Annotated in this window: 23 protein-coding genes; 18 read left to right on the top strand and 5 right to left on the bottom strand. The window is 65.2% G+C overall.

Annotation, left to right across the window (positions count from 1 at the left end):
• Positions 1–91 precede the first annotated feature (91 nt).
• A complete protein-coding gene (locus M3G14_RS00860) occupies positions 92–1,435 on the bottom strand; it encodes an SWIM zinc finger family protein (RefSeq protein ID WP_259923972.1) in 1,344 nt (447 codons plus the stop codon).
• Positions 1,436–3,607: a DUF6493 family protein gene (locus M3G14_RS00855; RefSeq protein WP_259923971.1), complete on the bottom strand. Its 2,172-nt coding sequence runs from the start codon at positions 3,605–3,607 to the stop codon at positions 1,436–1,438. It lies immediately after the preceding gene.
• A gap of 230 nt (positions 3,608–3,837) precedes the next feature.
• Between M3G14_RS00855 and rimM the strand changes: the two genes are divergently transcribed.
• The 11 genes from rimM to M3G14_RS00800 all read left to right on the top strand — a co-directional run bounded on the left by rimM (position 3,838) and on the right by M3G14_RS00800 (position 14,263).
• Positions 3,838–4,338 (top strand): ribosome maturation factor RimM, encoded by a 501-nt coding sequence (gene rimM / locus M3G14_RS00850; RefSeq protein WP_259923969.1) that lies wholly within the window; start codon positions 3,838–3,840, stop codon positions 4,336–4,338.
• Positions 4,331–5,539: a tRNA (guanosine(37)-N1)-methyltransferase TrmD gene (gene trmD / locus M3G14_RS00845; RefSeq protein WP_259923960.1), complete on the top strand. Its 1,209-nt coding sequence runs from the start codon at positions 4,331–4,333 to the stop codon at positions 5,537–5,539. Before rimM ends, trmD begins: the two co-directional genes overlap by 8 nt.
• The gene (locus M3G14_RS00840) at positions 5,536–7,830 is read left to right on the top strand and encodes a Tex family protein (RefSeq protein WP_259923954.1); all 2,295 of its coding nucleotides are present in this window, start codon (positions 5,536–5,538) and stop codon (positions 7,828–7,830) included. Before trmD ends, M3G14_RS00840 begins: the two co-directional genes overlap by 4 nt.
• A gap of 115 nt (positions 7,831–7,945) precedes the next feature.
• Positions 7,946–8,293, top strand: coding sequence for a 50S ribosomal protein L19 (rplS, locus tag M3G14_RS00835; protein WP_038591270.1), 348 nt, complete (start codon positions 7,946–7,948; stop codon positions 8,291–8,293).
• A gap of 257 nt (positions 8,294–8,550) precedes the next feature.
• The gene (gene lepB / locus M3G14_RS00830) at positions 8,551–9,216 is read left to right on the top strand and encodes a signal peptidase I (protein ID WP_259924303.1); all 666 of its coding nucleotides are present in this window, start codon (positions 8,551–8,553) and stop codon (positions 9,214–9,216) included.
• 3 nt (positions 9,217–9,219) lie between these two features.
• Positions 9,220–9,873, top strand: coding sequence for a ribonuclease HII (locus tag M3G14_RS00825; protein ID WP_259923951.1), 654 nt, complete (start codon positions 9,220–9,222; stop codon positions 9,871–9,873).
• The gene (locus M3G14_RS00820) at positions 9,873–10,184 is read left to right on the top strand and encodes a DUF2469 domain-containing protein (RefSeq protein WP_259923950.1); all 312 of its coding nucleotides are present in this window, start codon (positions 9,873–9,875) and stop codon (positions 10,182–10,184) included. The genes M3G14_RS00825 and M3G14_RS00820 overlap by 1 nt, the downstream gene beginning before the upstream one ends.
• Before the next feature lie 105 nt (positions 10,185–10,289).
• On the top strand, positions 10,290–10,670 hold the full coding sequence (locus M3G14_RS00815) for a YraN family protein (protein ID WP_259923949.1): 381 nt from the start codon (positions 10,290–10,292) through the stop codon (positions 10,668–10,670).
• Positions 10,657–12,165 carry a YifB family Mg chelatase-like AAA ATPase gene (locus tag M3G14_RS00810; protein ID WP_259923947.1) on the top strand — a complete coding sequence of 503 codons (1,509 nt, stop codon included), beginning with the start codon at positions 10,657–10,659 and terminating at the stop codon, positions 12,163–12,165. The genes M3G14_RS00815 and M3G14_RS00810 overlap by 14 nt, the downstream gene beginning before the upstream one ends.
• On the top strand, positions 12,162–13,352 hold the full coding sequence (locus M3G14_RS00805; RefSeq protein ID WP_259923945.1) for a DNA-processing protein DprA: 1,191 nt from the start codon (positions 12,162–12,164) through the stop codon (positions 13,350–13,352). Before M3G14_RS00810 ends, M3G14_RS00805 begins: the two co-directional genes overlap by 4 nt.
• Positions 13,353–13,363: 11 nt before the next feature.
• Positions 13,364–14,263, top strand: a complete 900-nt coding sequence (locus tag M3G14_RS00800; RefSeq protein ID WP_259923943.1) for a tyrosine recombinase XerC — start codon at positions 13,364–13,366, stop codon at positions 14,261–14,263.
• Here M3G14_RS00800 and M3G14_RS00795 read toward each other — a convergent pair.
• Positions 14,260–14,778 (bottom strand): M23 family metallopeptidase, encoded by a 519-nt coding sequence (locus M3G14_RS00795; protein ID WP_259923940.1) that lies wholly within the window; start codon positions 14,776–14,778, stop codon positions 14,260–14,262. The genes M3G14_RS00800 and M3G14_RS00795 overlap by 4 nt on opposite strands.
• A 286-nt stretch (positions 14,779–15,064) precedes the next feature.
• Between M3G14_RS00795 and rpsB the strand changes: the two genes are divergently transcribed.
• The 3 genes from rpsB to pyrH all read left to right on the top strand — a co-directional run bounded on the left by rpsB (position 15,065) and on the right by pyrH (position 17,979).
• On the top strand, positions 15,065–15,997 hold the full coding sequence (rpsB, locus tag M3G14_RS00790) for a 30S ribosomal protein S2 (RefSeq protein ID WP_259923938.1): 933 nt from the start codon (positions 15,065–15,067) through the stop codon (positions 15,995–15,997).
• A 285-nt stretch (positions 15,998–16,282) separates the two neighbouring features.
• Positions 16,283–17,101, top strand: coding sequence for a translation elongation factor Ts (tsf, locus tag M3G14_RS00785; RefSeq protein WP_259923936.1), 819 nt, complete (start codon positions 16,283–16,285; stop codon positions 17,099–17,101).
• 194 nt (positions 17,102–17,295) lie between these two features.
• The gene (gene pyrH / locus M3G14_RS00780) at positions 17,296–17,979 is read left to right on the top strand and encodes a UMP kinase (protein WP_259924302.1); all 684 of its coding nucleotides are present in this window, start codon (positions 17,296–17,298) and stop codon (positions 17,977–17,979) included.
• 183 nt (positions 17,980–18,162) lie between these two features.
• On the opposite strand, the gene M3G14_RS00775 is transcribed toward pyrH, so the two are convergent.
• Positions 18,163–19,272 (bottom strand): amidase, encoded by a 1,110-nt coding sequence (locus M3G14_RS00775; RefSeq protein WP_259923934.1) that lies wholly within the window; start codon positions 19,270–19,272, stop codon positions 18,163–18,165.
• A gap of 72 nt (positions 19,273–19,344) precedes the next feature.
• Here M3G14_RS00775 and frr point away from each other — a divergent pair, with 72 nt between their 5' ends.
• From frr to rlmN, 3 genes are read left to right on the top strand one after another with little or no spacing between them, the layout of a single operon-like run.
• Positions 19,345–19,902 (top strand): ribosome recycling factor, encoded by a 558-nt coding sequence (gene frr, locus M3G14_RS00770; RefSeq protein ID WP_259923932.1) that lies wholly within the window; start codon positions 19,345–19,347, stop codon positions 19,900–19,902.
• 45 nt (positions 19,903–19,947) lie between these two features.
• Positions 19,948–20,871 carry a phosphatidate cytidylyltransferase gene (locus M3G14_RS00765; protein WP_396122162.1) on the top strand — a complete coding sequence of 308 codons (924 nt, stop codon included), beginning with the start codon at positions 19,948–19,950 and terminating at the stop codon, positions 20,869–20,871.
• Positions 20,872–20,914: 43 nt separating this feature from the next.
• Positions 20,915–22,018 carry a 23S rRNA (adenine(2503)-C(2))-methyltransferase RlmN gene (rlmN, locus tag M3G14_RS00760; RefSeq protein WP_259923930.1) on the top strand — a complete coding sequence of 368 codons (1,104 nt, stop codon included), beginning with the start codon at positions 20,915–20,917 and terminating at the stop codon, positions 22,016–22,018.
• Positions 22,019–22,368: 350 nt separating this feature from the next.
• Here rlmN and M3G14_RS00755 read toward each other — a convergent pair whose 3' ends face one another.
• Positions 22,369–22,869 carry a DUF2631 domain-containing protein gene (locus M3G14_RS00755; RefSeq protein ID WP_259923928.1) on the bottom strand — a complete coding sequence of 167 codons (501 nt, stop codon included), beginning with the start codon at positions 22,867–22,869 and terminating at the stop codon, positions 22,369–22,371.
• 193 nt (positions 22,870–23,062) lie between these two features.
• Here M3G14_RS00755 and dxr point away from each other — a divergent pair, with 193 nt between their 5' ends.
• Positions 23,063–24,226, top strand: a complete 1,164-nt coding sequence (gene dxr, locus M3G14_RS00750; protein WP_259923927.1) for a 1-deoxy-D-xylulose-5-phosphate reductoisomerase — start codon at positions 23,063–23,065, stop codon at positions 24,224–24,226.
• The last annotated feature ends 5 nt before the right edge of the window (positions 24,227–24,231 follow it).

Here is a 24,231-nt window from a genome sequence, read left to right as displayed (position 1 = left end):
CTCTACTCGCGGGCGTTTGGTAGGAGAGCGAAACCGCAGCCGAAATCACACAGGCAGCTGCGGTGCGCCAGGACAACTTGCTTATCTACGGCTATTCACGAGCCCTCTCACGAAACGCGTTCGCCGCCAACACGTGTTTGCATGGGCCGCGGGTGTCTTTGTGCTTCGCAAACCAGAAGCAAGTACACGCAAACGCAGAAGCGTCGTCATCAAGCTTCACCGTGTATGTATTGGAGCCGGAGCGCACCGTGAATTCGTCGTTGTGCCCGTCGAGAGGGGTGACTGCGTTGCCGGCCAAAAGCTCCTCGGCACTGCCAAGGCGAGCGTTGAGCTTGCCGACCACATTCGGGTCAAGCGGCAGCGGGCGGTGAAAATACGCGCCCAGGGTGAGGTCGTAGCCAACCTGACCGGTTGAAGCAAGGACTTGGAGCGCGTCTTCAATGCGCTCTGGGCTGAGTCCGGTCTCCGCCGCGAGGTGGGAGATGTCAATGTGGGGATCGAACGCCAGAACCGTGGAAATAAGGTCAGCATCATCGGCCGCGTGTCGGCTGTTCAGGGACATCAGCAGTGAGCCCTCACCGGAAAAGCCGCGCGTCTTCATCGGGCTGAGCACTACTGTGAACCGCGCACCGGGCAGGTCAACAACCCATGCGGAAGACTTCGGCTGCGAAGAGCCGTCACTCTCGGTGCCGTATGCCGACAGCTTGGTCACGTAGGGCAGAAGGGGGACGAGAGTTTTCAAACGCTCCGGTCCGGGCAAACACACCGCACCTTTCGACGGCTTCGATGCCAGGCGCAAGCCCCGTAAGGCTGGTGTGGCCCACGACACTGACTTCGGTGAAGATGTCCCCGGCAGCGAGGTGATGAATTTTGTTGCCTCCAGCCCCGTAAGCTCCTGCTGCAGCGTCATGGTGGCGCTCATACGCTGCGATTCTGCAAGCCCTTTCACCCACCGTAAAGGTAGGTTGACCTTTTTCTCTTCCAGGGCGTTGTCCATCGTCGTGACGTGCAGCGCGTCATCTGCAATGGTGAGCTGGAGTGGCGAACCCGGTGTGACAGTCGCAAGCGCTTCGCGCAGCGGGGTGTTGATGTCCACGTTGGTCACGCCCGACTGGTGGGATTGTGCGTCAAGATCGGTGACATCCAGGCGGGCATATGCGCCGCAGCAGCCGGAGAAGGATTCGAACCGCAGACCTTCTGGGGTGGAGGTGACCACCGGGTCAAGAGCGGCGAGCGCCACGGTATTCACGGGCGTGTAGAAACGTTTCGCGGCATAGTCTGCGACGGTAAGCACCCCGCGGGCGACGATATGCGGGTTTTCCACGAACCCGCTGAAAAAGTGCGGCTCGTCCACGTGGAAACGCGTGCCGCCGCTGGTGGCAAGCTCGAGGCCTCGGTCAGTCATGGCGGATGGGCGGGTGTACGTGTAGTGCATCTAGGCCTCCTTAAGCAGCGCCGCCGCTTCCTGCGCTGCTTTTGATTTGCCGCTGAAGGCGTCAAGCCATTCGCACAGCGCAGCGTCGAGTTCTCGCGAGCCGGTGTCGAGTCGCACGTTACGGAAGAGCTCGATGAGCTTGCCGAGGTCGCGTGACTTATGGTCCAGCTGAGGCAGGAGGTGTGCAAGGATGCCATGGACGTAGGTTGGGTTGAGCGTTGCAGCGTCGGCAAGCGAGGCCGCCCAACGGCTAAGGATGACGTTGTCTATCTGTGCCCATTCGCGCGCAGTGGTGTCCGCCTCGATGGCTTCCGGGAGCGTCGTTGCCACAAGCTCCGCAGCGATTGCGCGCATTTCGGGATCAACATTCGCCATGGCCTTGCCCAGGAACCTGGCGGTGTGGCGTGACCATGTGCCTGGGTGCCAGGTCAGTACGTCAACGATGCCGGGGTCTTGCTTCTCTGGGTAGCTCGACAACCCTCCATCAAGGTCGTCTTCCATGTCGTGGGTGTAGGCATCCACGCAGCTCGGGGCGACGATTGCGCGTTCGGCCGGTAAGTGGGTTGCGCTGTACGGGCTGGAAACCAGAAACGGCAGCGCCTCCTCGCGCTTTGCGCTCCGGTCTTTCCACCCTTGTTCGGTGCGTACCCACACGCGGCTTGCGCCGCACTGGGTGCATCGGTCTTCAGGCGGAGTCCACAGGATGCAGTCGCAGCCAGCTCGCACTCCCTGCACAGGCACGTAACCGGTGTTGTCGTCCTGGTAGTCCACCAATCGCAAGTGAGCGAGGAGCGCATCGTCGTGCCAGATGTCATCGCGGTTTGGGTATGTGGCAAGTCGGCGGGCGAATTCCATGTTGTCCACGCGACCGAAAGTGTCCGTCGGCGTCGAGAGCAACGTGCGCGTGGGCTGGAGCCCATGCACGATGGCAACGACTCGCAACAGCGATTCCCTACTCAGATCAGTTTTCAGCCTAAACGCGTTGGCTTCTTTCACCTCGGCAGGAGAACAGCGGCATTGTGCCAACAGCCAGCGCGCATCGGTGGCAGAAGACGCGGGGCCGTCGTTCGGCAGCACCGGTTGAATGATCTCCAACGCCCGTGGCCCGGTTTCAGCCAGCCAGGCAAGGAGTAGCGCAAAGCCCACCGCGTCGGGTGTGGCGAGCAACTCGCGGGTGCGAAACAGGGCGTCCTCGTCCGTCCACGGGGTGACAGGTTGCGCCTCGACGTGCTGTGCCAACGATGCGGAAGGCACTCCGGGGGTGTCTGCGCTGCTGGTGTCCTGGGGACCGAACAATTCGAGTGCCATAACAGGGGACAAGGTGTCACGGGCGGCGTCGATAAGCTCGGCCCTATTCAGCGCGCGAAGAAGTGCGGCGCTGCGGCGTACGATCTCGTCCTTTGCATGGTAGAGGCCGGTTTGCGCGGCGTTGGCGATCCCTGCAGTCAGGTCTTCACGCTCGGCCGAGATCTTCTCTAGCATTCTCAGCGCCGTGATGGCCGTCGCCTTCGAACCACTCAGGGCGTGGGCAGCGGCGGCAACAAACCCGTCTGCATCCAACTCCGATAGGCGAGAGAGCTGTTTGACTGCGAACGTGGTTGTTGAGCCCACGCCCGACCCCATCGCGGCGATCAGCAGGTGTTGGCGCTTCGTGGTTTCCTCCTCGCTCGGTGCGAAATCCTCGTAATGCTGGGTAAACCAGCGAACGCGGTGGGCGGGAAACCCTCGGTTCAGTGCTTTGAGCATCTCATCGAGCAGCCGGCCGCGGTCAAGCATTCCCTCGTTCACCAGTGCAGCAAGCGATTTTGCCCAGCCGGGCCAATACTTCTTCTCCATGGTGGTGAAGCTGACTTCCTGGGTGCCGCCGAGCGAAAAGAGCGGCCAAATGAGTGCTTCCCGGAGCTCGGCGTCGTGCCAGAGGAGAAAGTCGCGTTCGAAGCCGGCCTGACCCATCAACCCAATAAAGTATGGGTCGCCGTGTGCGATCGTGTAGCCCTCAAACAGCTCGCGCAGGCGAATCTGGATGAATGTGTCACCCCTGAATTGGTTCCACCCCTCTTGTTCGGGCTGTGTTGGGTTCTCGATGAGATATTTGGGGTCGATCGGGAGGGCGCGAATCGTCTCGTAGGCTTCTTCCAAGGTCATGCCGGGGCGCCACCATTTGACGGTCATCCAATGCTCTTTCTCGGCTTGCTCTTTGGCGAGTTGCTCAAAGTAGTTCACGTTGCGTCCTTAAACGGTCGAGGTTGGTGCGGCGGCAGCTTCTTGCCCGGCATCGTGACACAGATTACGTATCCCTTCAATGGCTTCGCTATGTCGCACATCCTGGAACCATAAGAGGCGGCCCACGTTGCTTGATCTCGGCGGAGTCGCCGCATTCGCCGCTGGTAGCCTTGTGCTTCATGGAAATGCTTATCGGTCGCGTAGTGAAATCCCACGGTATTCGGGGTGAGGTTGCCGTGGAGTTGTTGACGGAGGAATCCGAAGACCACATTGTTGTCGGAGCAGTGCTCACGGGCCGCCAAGCTGGTAAAGAACAGCGGCTGACGGTGAAGACGGTACGTCCACACCAAAAGCGCCTCTTGGTCAGCTTTGAGGAGGTCCCCGACCGCACCGCCGCCGACAGCCTCCGCGGCATGAAATTCTTCGCCGAACCCCTCGACCACGACGAGGAAGACGACGCGTACTACGACCACGAACTCATCGGGCTTGACGTTCGTATGGACGAAAGGCCTATTGGCAAGGTCACCGGCATCATGGACACCCCGAACCGCAAGATCCTCGAAGTGGACTACCAGGGCAGGGAAGTGCTCATCCCCTTCGTCATGGACATCGTCCCGGAGGTGGACCTGGAGCAGGGCTACCTGACCATCACCCCGCCGGAGGGGCTGCTCGATGTCTAGCACCACGCAGCTGCGCTTCGACGTCGTCACCATCTTCCCCGAATACCTCGAGCCGCTGCGCCACGCGCTGCTGGGTAAAGCAATTGAGCAGGGGATCCTTCAGGTGGGCGTGCACGACCTGCGGCAGTGGGGCGAAGGCAACCACAAATCCGTGGACGCCCCGCCCTTGGGCGGCGGCCCAGGCATGGTGATGAAACCTGCGGTGTGGGGTGCGGCGCTCGATGCGGTTGCTGCCGGGTCCGCGGGTGCCGAAAACCTCACCACCGCTGCCGCGCACCGCAACGACAAGGTGCGCCACGACGAACGTCGCGGCGTCGAAGCCCGGCCGTACGAGGCCCGCGATGTGCGCGAGGGCGAGGACCCCGAAGCGCCGCTGCTGCTCGTACCTACCCCGGCCGGTGCGCCGTTTACGCAGGCGGACGCCCAGGCCTGGTCGCGCGAGAAGCACATCGTGGTGGCCTGCGGGCGCTACGAGGGCATCGACCAGCGCGTCTTCGAGGACGCCGCGCAGCGCTACCGCGTGCGAGAGGTCTCCATCGGTGACTACGTGCTCATCGGCGGCGAGGTCGCCACACTCGTCATTGCTGAGGCCGTAACGAGGCTCATCCCGGGCGTGCTGGGCAACACCCAGAGTCACGAGGACGACAGTTTCTCCGACGGCCTGCTCGAGGCCCCGAGCTACACCAAGCCGCGCACGTGGCGCGGGATTGATGCGCCTCGCGTGCTCGCCTCCGGGGACCACGGCAAGGTGGAACAGTGGCGCAGGCAAGCCTCGCTGACGCGCACGCAGCGCGTGCGCCCGGACCTCATCGCGCAGGCACGCCAATCTGGTCGCCTTGACACAGACGACGTGTTCTTCCTCGATTCCCGCCCAGTGATCACCGGACTCGACGTCCTACTCGACCCGCGCGACTGGGCCAAGACGCGCAAGCGTTTGCGTCGCGCGCTGGCCAAGGCAGGCTACCGCGTCGATGACGCGACACTCACCGAGCGCAAAGGCCCCGCCTGCTTCGAGCCCTCCATGCTGGAACAGGCCTACGAGCGCGAGCACGGCCGCCCGCCGCAGGTACCGCTGTGCCAGCTCGAAATCACCGGCCGCACCACGCTGGGCGACGCGGAAGCCACCGAGGCCGTGGTTGCGGCCCTGCCGCGGGGCACCCAGTGGGTCGGGGCGACCCGGCAAGTAGAATCACAACAATGACATCTCTCGCAGCGACAATCGCGACAGAACTCAACGTCCAACCGCACCAGGTCGAGGCAGCACTCAAGCTGCTGGCCGAGGGCAACACCGTCCCATTCATCTCCCGCTACCGCAAGGAAGCAACCGGCGGGCTCGACGACGCGCAGCTGCGCCACATCGAGGAGCGCCACACCTACCTCGTGGAGCTGGAGGAGCGCAAGCAGACGGTCCTCGAGGCCATCGAGGAGCAGGGCAAGCTGAGCGACGAGCTCAAGCGCGACATCCTCGCCGCCGAGACGAAGGCGCGCGTGGAGGACCTCTATCTGCCGTACAAGAAGCGCCGCAAGACCAAGGCGGATATCGCCCGCGAGGCCGGCCTCGAGCCGCTGCTGGACAAGCTGATCAGCGCCCCGGGCACCGACCCCGAGACGCTTGCGCAGGACTTCCTGTGCGAGGGCTTCGCGGAGACGAAGGCCGCGCTCGACGGCGCGCGCGCCATCCTGGTCGACCGCTTCGCCACCGACGCCGACCTGGTCGGCGAGGTCCGCGAGCGGCTCTACGCCACCGGCACGATGCGCTCGTCGGTCGTCGAGGGCAAGGAAGCGGAAGGCGCGAAGTTCAAGGACTACTTCGAGTTCAACGAGCCCTTCGAGTCCCTGCCCTCGCACCGCATCCTCGCGCTGTTGCGCGGCGAGAACGAGGGCGTGCTCACGCTCGACCTAGACGCGGGCGACGAGTCGATCTACCAGGGCATGATCGCCGATCGCTTTGAGCTGTCTGTCGACGACAGCGAGTGGCTCGCCAAGGCCGTCAAGTGGGGCTGGCGCACCAAGCTGCAGGTCTCCGCGAACCTGGATACGCGCGTGCGGCTCAAAGAGAAGGCCGAGGAGGGCGCCCTCGAGGTGTTCAAGACCAACCTGCGCGACGTCTTGCTTGCCGCACCCGCGGGCCAGCGCGCCACGCTTGCCCTGGACCCGGGCTACCGCAACGGCGTGAAATGCGCGGTCATCGACGGCACCGGCAAGGTGCTCGACACCACGATCGTCTACCCGCACCAGCCGCAGAACCAGTGGCAGCAAGCGGTGCAGACGCTGTCCTCGCTGTGCGCGCAGCACGCGGTGGAGCTCATCGCGGTGGGCAACGGTACCGCCAGTCGCGAGTCGGAGAAGCTCGCCGGCGAGGTCGCGGACCTTATCGCCCAGGCGGGCGGAAAACGGCCGACGCCGGTGGTGGTCTCCGAGTCGGGTGCCTCGGTGTACTCGGCAAGCGAGATCGCCGCCGAGGAGTTCCCGGATATGGACGTCTCCCTGCGCTCGGCGGTCTCTATCGCCCGCCGCCTGCAGGACCCGCTCGCCGAGCTGGTGAAGGTGGACCCGAAGTCCATCGGGGTGGGGCAGTACCAGCACGACGTGAACCAGGCCGCACTCGCGCGCACGCTCGATGCCGTGGTCGAGGACGCGGTGAACTCGGTCGGCGTGGACGTCAACACAGCCTCGGTGCCCCTGCTGGAGCGCGTCGCCGGGGTCAACCCCACGATTGCGAAGAACATCGTGGCCTACCGCGACGAGCACGGCTCCTTTGCCTCGCGCAAGGAGCTGGGCAAGGTACCGCGGCTCGGGCCCAAGGCCTTCGAGCAGTCCGCGGGCTTCTTGCGCATCCAGGGCGCGGCCGACCCGCTCGACGCCTCCGCTGTCCACCCCGAGGCATACCCGGTGGTCAAGCGGATCGCCGCGTCGACCGGCTTGGATACCAAGGGGCTGATCGGCAACAGCGCGGTGCTGACGAAGCTGCGCCCGGCCGATTTCGCTGACGAAACCTTCGGCGTGCCCACGGTCACCGACATCATCGCGGAGCTGGACAAGCCGGGCCGCGACCCGCGCCCGGAGTTCAAAACCGCCACCTTCAAGGAGGGCGTAAACAAGGTTTCTGACTTGACCCCGGGCATGATCCTCGAGGGCACAGTGACCAACGTCGCCGCCTTCGGCGCGTTCGTCGACGTGGGCGTGCACCAGGACGGCCTCGTCCACGTCTCCGCGATGAGCCACAAGTACGTCAACGACCCGCACGACGTGGTGCGCTCAGGCGAGGTGGTCAAGGTCAAAGTGATGGACGTTGACGTCGAGCGCCAGCGCATCGGGCTGAGCCTGCGGCTTGACGACGAGCCGGGGCAGGAACCCAAGCGCGGCGGCGGCAAGCCTTCGCAGTCGCGTGGTGGGAAGCGCCGGGGTGGGGGACGACGCGGCGTCGAGAAGCAAAAAGCTCCGGGCGGCTCGATGGCGGATGCGCTCAAGCGTGCCGGATTTGGGAAATAGGTCTGGCCTGTGTAAACTTGCTCGGGTTGTTGTAGGCGACATGAACCAGCCGAGCGCCCTTGAATGGGAAAAGCCGCTAGGGTCCTCTGTCCTTAAACGAAAAGGATTGCTTGATATGAGCAACGGCATTATTGATCTTGTAGACGCAGGCCAGCTGCGCGACGACATTCCGGACTTCCGCCCGGGCGACACGCTCGACGTGCACGTGAAGGTGATCGAGGGCTCGGTGACCCGTACCCAGGTCTTCACCGGCTTTGTTGTGCGTCGTCAGGGTGGCGGCATCCGCGAGACCTTCACGGTCCGCAAGGTCTCCTTCGGCATCGACGTGGAGCGTACCTTCCCGGTGCACTCCCCGAACATCGAGAAGATCGAGGTTGTCCGCAAGGGTGACGTCCGCCGTGCGAAGCTGTACTACATGCGCGATCTGCGTGGTAAGGCAGCTCGTATTAAGGAGCGTCGCTAAGCTTTTGAAGCTTCGGCCTACGCCCCGCACGCCAGGAATGGTGCGCGGGGCGTTTTGCATGGGCTGCTAAAGTGTGCGAGGTGACCAACGTGAATGGAAAGCCGAGCGGCTCGCACCCGGAGCCGGAGTACCCCCGCGACACTACTGTGCCGGCAGTCGCCTCGGGCGCGCCTGCTGCCCCTCGTGGCTCAACGGCTGCGGCCGAGACGCCCGAGGACGAGGGCAAGAAGGACCTGCCGTGGTACGTGGAAATCCCCATGGTGATCGTGCTCACGCTGGTGTTCATCTTCCTCATCCAAACCTTCATCGGGCGCCTTTACGTGATTCCCTCGGGCTCGATGGAGCCGACGCTGCACGGGGAGGACGGCTCGGGCGACCGCATCTTTGTCGAGAAGGTCACCTACGCGTTCAGCGACCCGAAGCCGGGCGACGTGATCGTGTTCAAGGGCACTGATTCCTGGAACACCGGCTTTACCACCAACCGCTCGGATAACACCTTTGTCCGCGGCCTGCAGGAGGCCGGCTCCTGGGTGGGGCTGGTGCCGAAGGACGAGAACACCTTGGTCAAGCGCATTATCGCCGAGGGCGGCCAGACCGTGTCCTGCCAGGAGGGCGACTCCTCGGTGATGGTCGATGGCATTCCCATCGAGCAGGACTACATGATGCAGCCCTCCTTCTACCCGGTAGATCCCAGCACGGGATCCGACGTGTGCGGCGGGCCCTACTTCGGGCCGGTCGAGGTGCCGGAAGACCACTACTTCATGATGGGCGATAACCGCACCAACTCCATGGACTCCCGCTACCACCTCGGCGACGGGCTCGAGGGCACGATCCCGCGCGAGAACATCCGCGGCAAGGTGCTCGGCATCGTCTTCCCGCTCAACCGCTTCGGTGGCGTGGAGAGCCCGGACATCCTGCAGTAGCGCATGGGGCGTGTTCGCAGGCTGAAACAGCTGCGCACGTACGAGGTCGCGCTGCACAAGGCGGGGCTTGGCCCGGTCGCGGGCGTCGACGAGGCCGGGCGCGGTGCCTGCTTCGGGCCGATCACGATCGCGGCGTGCGTGCTGCCGCCCGAGCCCCTTCGTGCGCTCGAGGGGCTGACGGATTCGAAGAAGCTGACGGCGCGGCGTCGAGAAGCACTCTTTGGCCCCATCATCGAGCTGAGCCTCGCGCACGCGATCGTGCACATTCCGGCCACCGAGATCGACCGCCGCGGCATCCAAACCGCGAACCTCGATGGGGCGCGGCGCGCGGTGGCGCAGCTCGGAGTGCGCGCGGGCTATGTGCTTGTCGACGGCTTCCGCATCCCCGGCATGACAGCACCCCAATTGCCGGTGATCGGCGGGGACGCGGCGGCGCGCTGCATCGCGGCGGCGAGTGTGCTGGCCAAGGTGAGCAGGGATCGGCTCATCACCGAGCTGGACGAGGTGTACCCGGGTTACGGGCTGGCAGGCCACAAAGGCTACGGCACTAAGGTGCACATGGATGCGGTGCGCCGCCACGGCGCAACACCTGAGCACCGTTATAGTTATGCCAACGTCAAAGAGGCGCACGAGGTCTACATAAAAGGGGTGCTTTGATGAGCGCTGAGGAACTGGACAACTACGAGGCCGAAGTCGAGCTCTCGCTGTACCGCGAGTACCGGGATGTGGCCAGCCAGTTCTCCTACGTCGTTGAGACTGACCGCCGCTTCTACCTGGCCAACGCAGTTGAGCTGATCCCGCACACCGAGGGCAAGGACGTCTACTACGAGGTCCGCATGTCCGACTGCTGGGTGTGGGACATGTACCGCGCGGTGCGCTTCGTCCGCTACGTCCGCGTGATTACCTACAAGGACGTCAACATCGAGGAGCTGGACAAGCCGGATCTCACCTTCCCGGATCCACGCTAAAGTTTTTTGAGCGAGTAGGGAACCGGCGGGCCGTTTTCAGAGTCTAACTAGGTACGGCGTGTGCGAACGCACCGCGAGATGAACCTAGCGACTTTGGGAGGGCCCATGCACCACACCACGTTTGCCAACCAGTACGAGCTCGGCTACGCCGGCGAAGCCAGCGCGATCGCCTTCTACGAGCAAGCCGGCTACGAGCTGCTCGCGCACCGTGCGCGATGTAGATCCGGCGAGCTCGACCTGATTTTGCTCGCGCCCGACGGGGCAGTGGTGTGCGTGGAGGTGAAAACGCGCCGCAGCACCGGCTTCGGGGGCGCGGAGGCGGTGACCTCGAAGAAACTCGCCACGATGCGGCGCTGCGCGGCCGAGTGGCTCGCGGGTCATGAGCACGACTATCGCGAGGTCCGGTTTGACGTCGTCGAGGCGCTTTTCGACGGCACCGAGTTCCACCTCCAGCGCTACCAGGGGGCCGAAGATGGCGCTTGCTAGCACACAAACCGCAACGGTAGAAGGCGTCCACGCCCACCCGGTGACGGTGGAGGCGAACGTCGGGCCGGGCCTGCCGGGCATGCACATGGTGGGGCTGGGCGACGCGGCGGTGAAAGAGTCGCGCGAGCGCATCCGTACTGCGGTGACGAATGCACGGTTGCCGTGGCCGCGCACGAAGATCATGGTCTCGCTTTCGCCCGCGCACCTGCCGAAGGCGGGCTCGCACTTCGACCTGCCCGTCGCCGTCGCGGTGCTGGGCAGCCTGGACCCGCGTGTGCAGTCGAGGTTGCGCTCGACCATGCTGCTGGGCGAGCTGGCTCTCGACGCCACGCTGCGGCGCGTCGAGGCGATCCTGCCGATGTTGCTTCAGGCCCGTGAGCGCGCGGATATTGAGACCATCATCATCCCGCGCGCGAATGCGCGGGAGGCGGCGCTCGTGGGAGATCCCCGCGTCCGGCTCGCGGACTCGCTGGGGCAGGTGTTCGCCTCGCTCGCCGGCGAGGCGGAGCTCGGCCCCGTGTCGTCCGTTTCCCCTTCGGCGGCGCGGGCGGACGGCCCTGACTTTCGCGACATTGCCGGCCAAGCGCACGAGCGCGCGGCCTTCGAGGTCGCGGCCGCGGGCGGGCACCACGTGCTGATGGTAGGACCACCCGGCACCGGCAAGTCCATGCTGGCCGAGCGCCTGCCATCAATCCTGCCGCCTTTGACCCAGCACGAGCGCATCGAATGCACCTCGCTACACCAGGCAGCCGGCATCGCCCGCGGCGGGGTCGTGACCAACCGGCCGTTTATCGCCCCGCACCCTTCGCTGACGAAGTCGATGCTGCTGGGCGGGGGAGCACACAACCCGGCACCGGGCGCGGTCAGCCAAGCCCACCACGGGGTGTTATTCCTCGACGAGGCCTCGGAGATCCCCGCCCGCGTCCTCGACGCCCTGCGCATCCCCCTCGAACAGCAGGAGGTCCGCCTGAGCCGAGGCAAGCGCACCGTGGTTTTCCCGGCCAGCTTCCAACTCATCATGGCCGCCAACCCCTGCCCCTGCGGGCAGGAACCGGAAAAGTGCCGTTGTCGCCCCAGTGAGCGGGCCCGCCACTTGGCAAATATTTCCGGACCACTACGCGATCGGTTGGACGTGTTCTGCCGCACCACCCAGGCCGCCGCGGTGTTAAGCCCCGAGGGCGCGGAATCCAGCGCGGTGATCGCCGAGCGCGTGGCCCGCGCCCGCGAGCGCGCCGCCGCGAGGTGGGACGCACCGATGACCAACGCGCAGGTCGCCTCGACGCTTCTGCGCCGCGAGCACCCGGCCGACGAGGCAGGCATGACCTTCCTCGAGCACCGTCTCGGGCACGGGGAGCTGACCCAGCGCGGCGTGGACAAAGTGCTCAAGCTCGCCTGGACGCTCGCGGACTTGGAGGCCGCTGCCGTCCCGGATATCGACCACGTCGCCCGCGCCTGCGAGCTGCACGCCCCGCGCCTAGAGGAGCGTGCAGCATGAGCAACCTCACCTCATGGGCCTACCTCTCGCGCGTGATCGAAGGCCCGTCGACCCACCTGCAGGAACTGTTGCGCGCCGGGCGCGACGCCGACGAGATCGCCCGCGGCATCCGCCACCGCGCCTCCTGGCTCGGCCCGCTGCTTGCGAGCACCGAGCGCCGCTACGACTGGGACAGGCCCGAAGAAGACTTGGAACAGGCGCACTCGCTCGGCTACGCCCTGCTCACCCCGGACGCACCCGGTTGGCCCGGCGCACGCATCGAGGAGTCCTTCGTCCGTGGTGCCTTTGCCAGTCGGGAAAACATGGACAACCCGATCGCGGACGCCGCTGCCCCGCACGCGTTGTGGGTCCGCGGCGCGCACAACGTGCGCGAGCTGTGCGAGCAGTCCGTGGCCTTCGTGGGCACCCGCGCCGCTACCGCCTACGGGCACCAGGCAACCCAGGACCTGGTCACCTCGATTGCCGCACACCGCTACACCGTGATCTCGGGCGGGGCGATCGGCATTGACACGGTCGCGCACGAGGCGGCGTTGGCCGCGCGCACTCCGACGGTGGTGGTTGCTGCGTGTGGGCCGGGCGTGACGTATCCGCGGAGAAACGAGCGCCTCTTCGAGCGCATCGTGGCCGCGGGTGGGGTGATTATCACGGAGTATCCGCCGGGTGTCACCCCTGACCGACACCGCTTCCTCACTCGCAACCGCCTGGTCGCAGGCCTAAGCCTCGGCAGCGTGGTGGTGGAGGCGGCGTTTCGCTCCGGGGCACTGAACACCCTGAAGTGGGCGCGCTACTTCAACCGCCAGGCGATGGCGGTGCCCGGCTCGATCCTGGGCGCGGGCTCGCTGGGCGCGAACCTGGCGATCCGCAACGGGAGCGCCACCATGGTGCTCAACGGAGACCAGATTCACGCGCAGCTCGGCGCACTCGGCACCGCGGAGGGGGAGGAGCAGCTCGAACTCGCCTACGCGGCCGACCCCATCCAGCAGCTCAGCCACAACGAGCTACGCATCTTCGACGCCACGCCGCCGCACGACACACAGGGGCGCGAAGCCGAAGACATCGCCGCGAGCGCCGGCATGAGCACGGGGCTGACCGTCCACCTGCTCATGGAACTCGAACGCCGCGGGCTGGTCCTCCGCAACCGGCGACAGTGGTCCCGCACCCAGACCTCACATGTGGGCAGTGAGTAGACTCATGTGGCATGAGTGACTATGGGGGCGGCACGCAGTTCCTTGCGGCCGCAGCAGACTACGCCGACTACGCGCGCACCGTGCAGGCCCGTTCCGAGAACACGGTCAAGGCGTATGCGGCAGATCTGCGCTCACTCGGTGACTACGTGCGCACGCTCGACGAGTTCACGCTGGAGACGCTGCGCACCTGGCTTGCCGACGCCACGCGCGCCGGCAAGGCACGCACCACCATCGCCCGGCGCACCGCTACCGCTCGTGGCTTCTCCACTTGGGCGTACAAGCAGGGCCTGCTCGACGCAGATGTCGCCGCCCGCCTCGTCACCGCCCAGGTCTCACGCCCCCTGCCCACGGTGGTGAACCCCGACCGCGCCGGCGAGCTCGTCGAGGCCGAGACCGCCGACGACGCCCACCCCGCCGAAGGCTTGCGCGACCGCGCCATACTCGAGCTGCTTTACGCCACAGGTATCCGCGTCGGCGAACTCACCGGCCTCGACATCGGCGACGTCGACTTTGCCCGCCAGACCGCGCGCGTGACAGGTAAGGGCAACAAGCAACGCACCGTGCCCTTCGGCGAGCGGGCGAGCCTGGCCATGCAGGACTGGCTCGAGCAGGGGCGCGACGCGCTTGCGGGCGAGACCCGCGCTCTGTTCGTCGGCAGTAGGGGAGCGCGGATTGACCAGCGGCAGGTGCGCCGGATCGTCGAGCGCGCCGCGCAGCGCGCGGGCTTAAGCGACATCACGCCGCACACGCTGCGCCACACCGCGGCGACGCACACCCTCGAGGGTGGTGCGGACCTGCGCGTGGTCCAGGAGATGCTCGGGCACTCGAGCCTGCAGACCACGCAGATCTACACGCACGTCTCTGCGCAACGCCTGCGCCGCGTCTACGAGCAGGCGCACCCGCGGGCCTAGCCCGCGTTGAGCGGTTTCAGCCGGATGCGCGGGGGATCAAGAAGCGTGAGCGGGTCGAAGTAGCCGTCCTTGCCGCGCAGCGCGCCCCAGTGCAGCCCAAGGTGCGCGTTCGGGGCGTTCGGCGGGGTATAGGCAAGCATGCCGACGGCGTCGCCCTCGGCCACCACCTCGCCCTTCTTCAGTGTGGTACGCACCGGCTGATAGGTGGTGCGGAACCCCTCCGGGTGGTGGATGGACACCACCGGTGTGCCGGCGATGGTGCCGGCGAAGTGGACGGTGCCTTCACCCGCAGCGTAGATTCTCGCGCCGGGTTCGGCGGCGAGGTCCACGCCGCGGTGTCCGGGCTGCCAGTTGCGCTTCGGGATCTCGGCTGGGCGGAGCACCTGGGTGGCGGACGGGGCGGTCGTGGTTGGGTCGACCCAGGCGCGAGCAGGGGTGGCGGTAATGAGTAGGAGTAGGAGGGTGGTGAGGATGGCGGTGATTGGGGAGCGGGTGGGCGTCGAAAAGCGGTGCATACATCTATGTAAAGCAGATGCTTCGCTTGGTCGGAAGACTAAACGAAAAATCTGTGGATAACGCGGGATGGTTATCCACAATTAGGTGTTGCAGCATGTTGCGCGTATAGTTGTCCCGGCAGTATGCACGCTTTGCACGCTGCTGACTCCGCGCGCCGATACGCGCGAGCCGGGCAAAGGTCCCCTTAAGCAGGGGTGCACGGCACGCACGGTGCCAGGGTGCGGGATAAAAACCCGCACGCAACCAGTACATAACCGAACTACTTTCTCCAAAGGAGACATTCCCATGGCAGTTGTAACCATGCGCGAACTCCTCGACGCCGGTGTCCACTTCGGCCACCAGACGCGTCGTTGGAACCCGAAGATGCGTCGCTTCATCTTCACCGACCGCAACGGCATCTACGTCATCGACCTGCAGCAGACCCTGACCTACATCGACGAGGCGTTCGAGTTTGTCAAGGAGACCGTTGCACACGGCGGCACCATCCTGTTCGTCGGCACCAAGAAGCAGGCGCAGGAGTCCATCCAGGAAGAGGCAGAGCGCGTCGGCATGCCCTACGTCACCCACCGTTGGCTCGGTGGCATGCTCACCAACTTCCAGACCGTGTCCAAGCGAATTGCCCGCATGAAGGAACTGCAGGCAATGGACGCAGCCGAGGACGGCTACGCCGGCCGCGGTAAGAAGGAAGTCCTCATGCTCACCCGCGAGCGTGTCAAGCTTGAGCGCGTGCTCGGCGGCATCGCCGACATGACCAAGACCCCGTCCGCGCTGTGGATCGTGGACACCAACAAGGAGCACATCGCCGTCAACGAGGCGCAGAAGCTGCGCATCCCCGTTGTTGCTGTGCTGGACACCAACTGCGACCCGGACTTCGTCGACTTCCCGATCCCGGGCAACGACGACGCCATCGGCGCAGTCAAGCTGCTCACCCACGTCGTGGGCGAGGCAGTCATCGCTGGTAAGCAGCAGCGCGAAGAGCGTCAGCTCGCCGCAGCTCGCGACGCCGTCGGCGACAACGACGCCAAGCTCCAGGCAGAGGCCACTGAGGCCGCTGCACAGGCTGCATCCTCCGACGACGTCTCCGCTGCTGACGCGGCGAAGGCCGCTGCCGCAGCCGAGGCTGCAGCGCCGCAGGAGGTCGCACCGGTCGAGCAGCCGCACGCTGTGCGCGCCGCCGAGCAGGCAAAGCAGGAGGAAGGCTCCGATAAGGAGGCCTAAGTCGTAGCTACTTCGGCTTCACCTTTTGCCGTACACTCACCCCGCGTCTTCGGTTCACGTCCGCCCCAGTTGTACTTGTGTTGTACTTGGGCCGGGACGCGAGCGAAGCGCGGGGTGAACTGCGTGAAGGGGATTGCTAGCCGCGTCTAGCATGCCGACGAGGCAAAAGTCGGCTACCCTTTACACGATTACTTATCACAGCTAACTTGCGTGTCCGTCTCGCGTTAATCCGCGCGAGGTGGGGACGGAAGTTGCATAAATCTTAACGAGGAGGATCGCCCAACTATGGCGAACTACACCGCAGCAGACGTGAAGAAGCTCCGTGAGATCACCGGCTCCGGCATGATGGCCTGCAAGAAGGCGCTCGAGGAGACCGAGGGTGACTTTGACAAGGCCGTGGAGAACCTGCGCATCAAGGGTGCAAAGGACGTGGGCAAGCGCGCTGAGCGCAACGCCCTCGAGGGCCTGGTTGCTGTCTCCGGTAACACCATCGTCGAGGTCAACGCCGAGACCGACTTCGTGGCGAAGAACCAGGAGTTCAAGGACCTCGCGGCCAAGATCGCTGACGCCGCTGCAGCAGTGAAGGCAAACTCCGCAGAAGAGCTGGCTAACGCTGACGTCGACGGCCAGACCGCTCAGGAGGCGCTCCAGGTCCTGTCCGCGAAGATCGGTGAGAAGCTCGAGCTGCGTCGCGCCGCTACTGTCGAGGGCGCAAACGTCGCCAAGTACCTGCACCAGCGTTCCGCTGACCTGCCGCCGGCCGTCGGCGTGCTCGTTGCCTACACCGGCGACGACGCTGAGGCTGCACACCAGGTCGCGCTGCAGATCGCTGCGATGAAGGCCCGCTTCCTCAAGCAGGAGGACATCCCGGCCGACGTCGTGGAGAAGGAGCGCGCCGTCCAGGAGGAGATCACCCGCAACGAGGGCAAGCCGGAAGCTGCCATCGCCAAGATCGTCGAGGGTCGCATGGGTGGCTTCTACAAGGACGTCGTCCTGCTCGACCAGCCGTCCCTGGGTGACTCCAAGAAGACGGTGAAGCAGTTCACCGAGGAGCACAACATCGAGATCACCGACTTCGTCCGCTTCGAGGTCGGCCAGGCATAAGCCTCGCTGTGCTTGCTGCTGAGCGCCCAACTTCCTGACCAGGAGGTTGGGCGCTCTTTGCGTGCATTTATCGCCTCGTGCGCGACTCTGGCTAGAATTGTGAGCGGATATTCCACGCACACCCGGCTTTTCGTGAAAAGGAGTGTCACACTGTGACTGAATTCGCCCCCGACCGCAACGGCTTCAAACGCGTCATGCTCAAGCTGGGTGGTGAAATGTTTGGCGGCGGCAAGGTTGGCATCGACCCAGACGTGGTGGAAAGCGTGGCGTCGCAAATCGCCGAGGTTGCCAAGTCCGGCACCGAGGTCGCCGTGGTGATCGGCGGCGGCAACTTCTTCCGCGGGGCGGAGCTGCAAAAGCGCGGGCTGGACCGTGCCCGTTCCGACTACATGGGCATGCTCGGCACCGTGATGAACTGCCTGGCCCTGCAGGACTTCTTGCAGCAGAAGGGCGTGGACTGCCGCGTGCAGACCTCCATCAACATGGCGCAGATCGCCGAGCCGTACCTGCCGCTGCGCGCCGCCCGCCACCTGGAGAAGGGCCGCGTGGTCATCTTCGGCGCAGGCATGGGCATGCCGTACTTCTCCACCGACACCACGGCCGCACAGCGCGCGCTGGAGATCGGCTGCGAGGTGCTGCTCATGGCTAAGGGCGTCGACGGTGTCTACGACGACGACCCACGCACCAACCCTGATGCCAAGCTGCTCACCGAGGTCTCGCCGCGTGAGGTCATCGAACAGGGGCTGAAGGTTGCGGACGCCACTGCCTTCTCGCTGTGCATGGACAACAACATGCCGATCTTGGTGTTTAACCTGCTTAAGCAGGGCAATATCGCTCGCGCGGTGTCCGGCGAGCAGATCGGTACGCTGGTGGCCTAGGCGTTTTTCGGGGGTGTTGCGGGTGCTGTGAATTTTTCTACACAGCAAATTGACAGGATTGCCATTCGCTCAGCTCGCCGATTGATAGGCGAGCTATGTATGTAGAATTTGTCACGCCTTCGTCAAACCAAACCAAATTCCCATCCCCGCCACCCGTAACGGGACCTAACCCCCATGCCGAAGCTAAATGCCCAACCCCTCAACTTGCCACGCCAGGTTCAATAGCTCCGTCGCGCTGACCGAAGGTGCGCTCGCCCCGCCAAGCGCGCCTAGGTGCACCCCGCCAACGGAAATGGCCATGCTGCCGGTGACGTTAAACACCGAGCACCAGGGTGACCATACGGTCTGCTCGTAGAAGCTTTCCTCCGGTCTGAGCGAGGGGAAATAGCCCAGCTTGGGTGGCGTTGCGCTGAGCGTAGGTGAGAGCACAACGTCCACGTCCCACTGCTGCGCCAAGAGGTGCGGCAGTGCGTCGATGTGCTCGCGCGCGGCCCGCATATCCGCAGAGGTGACGCGGGAGCCTTCCACATTGAGCCATTGCAGATACTCGTTGTCTAGTGGATCGATGCTGGTAAACGAATGGCGGATGCGGTTGGAGAAGTGCTCGAAGGTCTCACCCGCCTCGCGGTAGGGGCGGATGCGTACGACCTCGTGGTGCCGCGACAATCGCGACGCAACCCGCTCGACGGCGTCGGCGATGGCGAGGGAGGTGTTGGCGGGGACGAGGAGGGCGTCGAGAAGCAATCCAATGCGCAGCCGGCGAGGAGCGGAAGGCTGCATGCCGTAGAGCGCGCATTGGTCGGCGACCGTGCGGGTGAGGAACCCGTGGGCCGCGACGTGCGGAGAGGCCGGCTTGAAGCCGACGATCCCGCAGGCTGCGGCGGGCACGCGCAGGGAGCCGCCCGCATCGGTGCCGTGGGCGGCGCGCACCTGACCCTCCGCTACCGCGACGGCGGCACCGGTCGACGAACCGCCGGGGGTGCAGCCTGAGTGCGCGGGGGATTCGAGGACGGGCACGCCTGGCCGCTCGGCGTAGCAGGTCGCGCCAAGCTCGGAGGTCAGCGTCTTGCCCAGGATCGTCGCGCCGGCCCCGAGGATCATGTGCACGATCGGGTCGGTCTCGGTGGCGGTGTACGCGCGGGCCGGGTTGCCGTTGGTGGTGGGCCAGCCGGCGACATCGACCGAGTCTTTCACCGGCACCTCCCACCCGGAAAGGCGGGTGCGTGAGCGCGTTTGGGGGCCGTGGTGGGCCACGGTGAGCTGCGCGCGGTGAGTAAACGCCGAATGCTGCATGGCATAAGTGTAGGGGGCCGGTGTCGCTGGTAGGTTAGTGGGGAACGTTTACAACTACAGGTGAGGAAAACCATGATTGATGATGTTCTGTTGGACGCCGAAGAGCGCATGACCGCTTCGGTCGAGCACACCCGCGACGAGCTGGTGACCATCCGCACCGGCCGCGCAAACCCGGCGATGTTCAACGGCGTCATCGCGGACTTCTACGGCGCGCCCACCCCGATCAACCAGATGGCAACCATCTCCGTCCCGGAGCCGCGCATGCTGCTGATCAAGCCCTACGACATGTCCACCCTGCCGCAGATCGAGAACGCGATCCGCAACTCCGATCTGGGCGTCAACCCCACCGATGACGGCCAGGTCATCCGCGTGACCGTGCCGCAGCTGACCGAGGAGCGCCGCCGCGACCTGGTCAAGCACGCGAAGCAGAAGGGCGAGGAGGGCAAGATCGCCATCCGCAACGTGCGCCGCCACGGCATGGAGTCACTGAAGAAGATCCAGAAGGACGGCGACGCGGGCGAGGACGAGGTCAAGACCGCGGAGCAGTCGCTGGACAAGACGACCCAGACCTACGTCGCCCAGATTGATGAGCTGGTGCAGCGCAAGGAAGACGAGCTGATGGAGGTCTAGTCCCTCCCGCCGAGTCCAGTCGTTTTCCAACACAGCGAGGCGAAAGTGCAAGCACCAACTCCCGATCCCGATCCTTCCGAGGTCTCCAGGTGGCCGCAGATCCGCTTGAAGGCTCCGACTCCGAAGAATGACGCGGGGCGTAACCTCCCGGTCGCGATCGCCACGGCGTTCGTGCTGGGTGCGGTGGTGGTCGCCGCGCTGTTGATTGGCCCCTACGCCTGGTACCCGCTGGTCGCGCTCGCCGTGGCGCTGGCGATGTGGGAGGTGCTCACCCGCCTGCGCGAGGTGGGCTACCAGCAACCCCGCACCCTGTTGATCATCCTGGGGCAGATCATGCTCTGGGCCTCCGCGCCGTATGAAACCGCCGGCCTGGTCATCGGGTTCGCGTTCACCGCGCTCTTCCTCATGTTCTACCGGCTCTTCCACAATGGCCGCCACCACACTCCGGAAAACTACTTGCGGGATACGGCGGTCGGCATTTTTGTGCTGGTGTGGATCCCGTTGTTCGGCAGCTTCGCTGCCATGATCTCGCTTATCGACGAGGGCTCGCTCCCCGCCAGCCGCTTCATCGCCGCCTTCATGCTGTGCGTCGTGGCGAGCGACGTCGGTGGCTACGCCGCCGGTGTGATGTTCGGCTCGCACCCGATGGCCCCGGCCATCAGCCCGAACAAGTCTTGGGAGGGCTTCGCGGGCTCGGTCTGCTTCGGCGTGATCACCGGCATTGCCGTGGTCCACTTCCTCATCCACGGGCCGTGGTGGATGGGCATCATCTTAGGCATCGCGCTGGTGCTGTGTGCCACGCTGGGGGACCTGGTGGAAAGCCAGTTCAAGCGTGAGCTTGGTATCAAAGATATGTCGAACCTGCTGCCGGGCCACGGCGGTCTGATGGACCGGCTCGACGGCATGCTGCCGGCGGCAAGTGCGACCTACATGCTGCTGAACGCCGCGGCGATTATGAACCCGCTGTAGCGGATTAGAAAAGCATCGCTCTACGTGCAAGAATGGCTGCATTATGAGCGATGTACCCAAGATCCAATTGTTGTCGCCGAAGCGCGGCATGCCGCCGAAGCACTTCGCGGACCTTTCCAAGCAGGAGCGCATTGACGCGCTGAAGGAACTGGGGCTGCCGAAGTTCCGCGCCGACCAGATCGCCCGCCACTACTACGGCAAGTTCGAGGCCGACCCATTGACCATGACGGACCTGCCCGAGGTGCAGCGTCAGCTGGTCAAAGACGCGCTGTTTCCCACCCTGCTCAGGCCGGTCCGCACCGTCGAGACCGACGAGGGCGACACCACCAAGACGCTGTGGCGCCTGCACGATGGGATCCTTTTGGAGTCCGTCCTCATGCGCTACCCCGACCGCGCCACCCTGTGCATCTCTTCCCAGGCCGGGTGCGGCATGGCGTGCCCGTTCTGCGCCACGGGCCAGGGCGGGCTCGACCGCAACTTATCGACCGCGGAGATCGTCGACCAGGTGCGTGCCGCCGCCGCGATGATGGAGTCAGAAGGCTCCCGCCTCTCCAACATCGTGTTCATGGGGATGGGGGAGCCGCTGGCCAACTACAACCGGCTCATGTCGGCGGTGCGCCAAATCACCCAGCCCAGCCCGGACGGATTCGGCATCTCCCAGCGCAACGTGACCATCTCCACGGTCGGTCTGGCGCCGCAGATCCGCCGCTTGGCCGACGAAGGCCTCTCCGTCACCCTTGCGGTCTCGCTCCACACGCCTGACGACGAGCTGCGCGACTCCCTGGTGCCCATCAACAATCGTTTCGCCGTCTCCGAGGTCCTCGACGCCGCGGCCTACTACGCCGACCAGACCGGCCGCCGAGTCTCCATCGAGTACGCCCTGATCCGCGACATCAACGACCAGGACTTCCGCGCCGACATGCTGGGCAAGAAGCTGCACAACGCGCTCGGTTCCCGAGTCCACGTCAACCTCATCCCGCTCAACCCGACCCCGGGGTCCAAGTGGGATGCGTCCCCGCGCGAGCGGCAGGACGAGTTCGTGCGCCGCGTCGCCGCCCAGGGCGTGACGTGCACGGTCCGTGACACGAAGGGCCAAGAAATCGCGGCAGCCTGCGGCCAGCTCGCCGCCGACGAAAAGGCGGGATAGCCGCGGGAGCGTTGGGGGGTCGCCGTTTGGGGGTTTGGGGCGTCTTGTCGCACGTCTAAATGGAGCTAGCTCCGTTTGGCTCTGCCGCCGAATACCGACCTGGTGTTTTACCGCGCGCGCTGTCTAAATGGAGCTAGCTCCGTTTGGCCCTGCCGCCGAATACCGACCTGGTGTTTTACCGCGCGCGCTGTCTAAATGGAGCTAGCTCCGTTTACAATCACGACGAACAACCGACGTTACCTGCGAAAACCGCGACCGCCAGCCCCCGAGCGCACCAACGCACGCCAACAAGACCCCCACAAACACCAAAACCGGCCCCCAACAGGGGGCCGGTTTCGAAGGATGTCTGCCTAGCGGGCGGCGTGCTTGCCGCGCGGAGCCACCTCGACGACCTCGACATCGTCGGCGGTCGACGCAGCGCCAACGGACTGCTGGGTCTGCAGACCCTGCAGGCGAGCCGGGTCGATGTTCAGTGCGCGCAGCTCGCGCTCGTTGAGGTTGGCGTACGCGCCAGAGAGCGTCTTCTGGTCGTAGGTCCAGTCCGGCTCCACGTGGCCCTGTGGCTTGTTGTGGGAGGTGACGGTGCGTACCTGGTTCAGCTTCGGCTGGGTGGCGTACAGGATCAAGCCAAGCGCAATGAGGACGGCAAGGGCGATCAGCCAGATCGTCTCGACGTGGCCCTTGTGGTTACCAAAGTTGTAGGCGATAAGCACCAGGACGGAGACCCAGCCAGCAGCCTGAATGGTGCCGCGGCTCTGCTCGCTCCAACCGAAGCGTGCAGACGGGACGTCCGCCTCGGAAACGCCGTTGTACACCTGCGGTGCCTTATCCTTCGCGTGGGCCACTGCCATACTCCTTTGTCAGCGTTGGTGCGCCCGGCCTTCCTGCGTGCACGCAGACCAGAGCCGGAGCGGAAAACAATACTGTGAACATATTGTCACACTTCGCCCCCGAATGGGCATCCCGTACCCCTAATAGGTGCAAACTTTTGACCTACCCGCGCCGACCGCCCGCCGATCCAAACCCGCATGCCACAATGGCGGGGTGAAAAGAATTGTCATTTTAGGCTCTACCGGTTCTATTGGCACCCAGGCGTGCGAGGTTATCCGCGAGAATCGCGACACGTTTGAAGTCGTCGGCATTGCTGCGGGCGGTCGCGATCCCGAAGCGGTCATCGCGCAGGCGCAAGAGTTTGGCCTCAAGCCAGACCAGGTGGCGGTGCAGAGCGAAGACTCCGCCGAAAAGGTCGGCGAGGCGCTTGGCGGCACCGTCATCTCCGGCGAGCAGGCCGCCCGCGAGCTGACGGAGTCTCAGGAAACCGACGTGGTACTCAACGCGCTGGTGGGCGCAGCCGGCCTCTCGTCGACCCTCGCCACGCTTCGCTCGGGGGCGGTGCTCGCGCTGGCGAACAAGGAGTCGCTCGTTGCGGGCGGCCAGGTCGTGCTTCGCGAGGCCCAAGAAGGCGCGCTCGTGCCGGTGGATTCGGAGCACTCCGCCATGGCGCAGGCGCTGCGCGCGGGCCGCCGCGAGGATGTCGCCTCCTTCGTGCTTACCGCGTCCGGCGGCCCCTTCCGCGGCCAGGCGCGCGAGCAGATGTGGGACGTCACGCCGAAGCAGGCCGTCACCCACCCGACCTGGTCGATGGGCACGATGAACACGATCAACTCGGCGACCATGGTGAACAAGGGCTTGGAGCTCATCGAGGCCAGCTTGCTCTTTGACGTCGAGCCCTCGCTTATCGACGTCACCGTGCACCCCCAGTCCATCGTCCACTCCATGGTCACCTTTGTCGATGGGGCGACGATCGCGCAGGCCTCCCCGCCGTCGATGAAGATGCCGATCGCGCACGCGCTGGCGTGGCCGGGCCGCGTCGCCGGTGCGCAGCCGTGCCTGGACTTTTCCACGGCCTCGGAGTGGACCTTCGAGCCGCTGGACAACAGCGCTTTCCCGGCGGTCGAACTGGCTCGCCAGGTGGCATCAATGGGTGACCCGTACCCGGCGATCTACAACGCTGCGAACGAGGTCGCCGTCGACGCCTTCTTCGACGGCAAGATCCGCTTCCCGCAGATCGTGGACACGATCAAGGAGGTGCTTGACGGCGCGTCGAGCTACGCGTCTGCGCCCTCGTCGGTGGAGGAGATTTTGGCGGTGGATGCACGTGCGCGTCGAGAAGCGGCGGCTGCGGCGGCGCGCTTGAGCGGCGCGTAGGGGGC

Source organism: Corynebacterium sp. p3-SID1056 (genome assembly GCF_025152525.1).
GTDB lineage: Bacteria > Actinomycetota > Actinomycetes > Mycobacteriales > Mycobacteriaceae > Corynebacterium.
The sequence above is the reverse complement of the archived record's forward strand: the minus strand, read 5'-3'. Positions and strand labels throughout refer to the sequence as shown.